Below are 2394 nucleotides of genomic sequence, written 5' to 3'. Positions count from 1 at the left end.
GGTCCGCCGGGCTCGGCGAGGGCGCCACCCGCGACGGCGCGCCGGTCCACGTGGGCGCCCCGGCGTCGCTGAGCACCTCCCTGGTGGGCACGGGCTTCGGGTACGACGCCGGACGCCGCCGCGAGCAGGCCACGGTGCTGGCCCGTGTGCTGCCCGAGATCCGCGACATCCGCCGGCTGGGGTCGGCCGCGATCGACCTGTGCCTCCTCGCCGACGGCTCGCTCGACCTGTACTACGAGCGGGGCCTGAACCCGTGGGACATGGCCGCGGGTGTCGTGGTGGCCACCGAGGCGGGCGCCGTCGTGACCGGGCTGCGGGGCCAGCCGGCCGGCAACGCGATGACCGTCGCGGGCCCCGCAGGGCTCGTCGAGCAGCTCGCCAGCATCCTGGAGGAGGTCGACGCGGACGGCGCCGGCGGGGTAGATCACGGGTGATCTTTTATATGACACACCCCCGCAAGGCTGGTCACTGCTGACCGCGGCCAAAAGGCCGAAAACAGGCCGTTCTTGCAGGTCAGAGCATACGTGACGGGGGTTACACCGGCAGATGTAGCGCGCCTGACAGAAATGGTGCACAATCCGTGGGCCGACTCGGGAACAAAACCGGGGCCGTGTGCATTATCTGCGCGTACACCCGCTTGCGGTCGCTGTTCGACGGCTCTCGCGGGGTCCCGGCCGGGGCGGCGTCGAACCCCCGGATGTCCCGAACCCTTCCGGCGCGACCACCTATCGACGGAGAACACCACATGGCAACTGACTACGACGCCCCGCGTAAGAACGACGAGGATGTCGAGCAGGACTCGATCCAGGAGCTGCAGGCACGTCGTTCTGACAAGTCCTCGGGCGTTGTGGACGAGGACGAGACGGAAGCGGCCGAGGGCTTCGAGCTCCCGGGCGCCGATCTGTCGGGCGAGGAGCTCGCCGTACGTGTGCTGCCGCGTCAGGCGGACGAGTTCACGTGCTCGAGCTGTTTCCTGGTGCACCACCGCAGCCAGCTGGCCTACGAGAAGGCCGGCCAGATGATCTGCACGGAGTGCGCTGCCTGATTACTGCCAGGCCCTAGGCACTGACGACACGACCGGGCTGTCATGCGGAGCATGGCAGCCTTCGTCGTGTCCGGGGTCGGGCTGCCTCCGGCGCAGGCTCTGCTGGTTTCCGCCTGAGCCTGCGGTTCCGCTCCGGGCGCGTGCCTCGTTCCTCGGCCCCCACCCTGCGCTGCACCTCCGGCTCAAGCTCCACCTGTTTCCGCTGAGCCTGCGGTTCCGCTGCGGGCGGGTGCCTCGTTCCTCGGTCCCCACCCTGCGCTGCACCTCCGGCTCAGCCGACCAGCCGGTCCCGCAGCGTCCGCACGTGCCCCGGGGTGAGCCCGCCGCCGGCCAGGTACGCCTCGACGCCGCCGTGCCGAGCGTCCAGGTGCTCCAGCGCCCCCAGGATCACCTGCCGCGTGGGCGGTACCCAGCGTTCGGCGGGCGCCGCGTAGCCAGGCTCGGTCGCCCGCTCGACGTACCGGGGAGCGAGCCGCTCGTTGGTGACCTCGTAGTCGTCGGCGAGCGCGTCGACGTCGGCCCCGACCAGGCTGAGCGCGAGCGCCACGACCAGCCCGGTGCGGTCCTTCCCTGCGGCGCAGTGGACCAGGACGGGTCCCTCGGGGGCGTCCGCGACGGCCGCGACGGCCCGGGCGAACAGCTCCGGGTGGCGGTCCAGCAGGCCCTGGTACAGGTGCACCCAGGGGCCCTCCTCGGGTTCGTCCGCGCCCTGCACGGGCAGGTGCAGGTACCCGGGCAGGTCCGCGAGGCGGCTGGGCCACTCCGCCAGCTCCTCCGGGCGGCGCAGATCGATGATCCGCGACAGTCCGTAGGCCCCGGCGGCGGTGACGCCGTCGTCGGTCAGGTAGCTGGGGGACTCCGACCGCACCAGGGCGCGCTCCCGGACGGTGCCACCGCCCGTGAGCGGCAGCCCGCCCAGGTCGCGTGCGTTGAGGCAGCCCGGCCAGTCGAGGTGGAGCGGTGTGTAGTCCGTCACGCCGGGGAGGCTAGCGCTCCGGGTCCTCCTCGCGCAGCGAAAACTTGCCCTTGCGCATCTCGACGGCGATCTGCTCGGCGTCCAGCAGGTCCAGGGCGGTGCCGAGCTGGGCCGAGTCGAAGGTGCCTGCCGAGCGCGCGGCGAGCAGTTCCTCGCGCTGGGCGGCGATCGTGGCCAGGCGCAGCTCGCGGTACTGGATGAAGCGTTCCTTGGTGAGCACCGCGTCCTCGTCCTGGGACTCGTGCTCCCGGAGGGTGTCCTTGCGCACGCGGGCGACCACGCCGGCGTCGTACGGCGTGCCGTCCGGGCGGTGCGGCTCGGCCAGGAAGGCGCGCGCCGCGCGCTCCTGCTCGCGCCGGAGGGCGGGCAGGTC

General features: G+C 72.3%; 3 protein-coding genes and 1 pseudogene. 2 read left to right on the top strand and 2 right to left on the bottom strand.

The genetic code is table 11. The annotated features are described in order from the left end of the window. Together PROKR_RS22345 and PROKR_RS22340 are read left to right on the top strand one after the other, a co-directional pair. Positions 1-434, top strand: a 434-nt coding sequence (locus PROKR_RS22345; protein ID WP_036967735.1) for an inositol monophosphatase family protein, incomplete at its 5' end; no start/stop codon positions are given. Positions 435-745: 311 nt separating this feature from the next. Beyond that, entirely contained in the window at positions 746-1045 is a 300-nt protein-coding gene (locus tag PROKR_RS22340) for a DUF4193 domain-containing protein (RefSeq protein WP_020014531.1), read from the top strand. A 271-nt stretch (positions 1046-1316) separates the two neighbouring features. Here the strand turns inward: PROKR_RS22340 and PROKR_RS22335 are convergent, their stop codons facing one another. Both PROKR_RS22335 and PROKR_RS35910 read right to left on the bottom strand, forming a co-directional pair. Continuing rightward, positions 1317-2021 (bottom strand): tyrosine-protein phosphatase, encoded by a 705-nt coding sequence (locus tag PROKR_RS22335; protein ID WP_036967728.1) that lies wholly within the window; start codon positions 2019-2021, stop codon positions 1317-1319. Positions 2022-2031: 10 nt separating this feature from the next. Then, positions 2032-2394, bottom strand: a pseudogene (locus tag PROKR_RS35910) (cation:proton antiporter); the annotation flags it as partial.

This window comes from Promicromonospora kroppenstedtii DSM 19349, from assembly GCF_000515355.1.
In the GTDB taxonomy this organism is placed as follows: domain Bacteria; phylum Actinomycetota; class Actinomycetes; order Actinomycetales; family Cellulomonadaceae; genus Promicromonospora; species Promicromonospora kroppenstedtii.
Note: the sequence above shows the minus strand (reverse complement) of the source record. Positions and strands in the feature narration are given on the sequence as shown.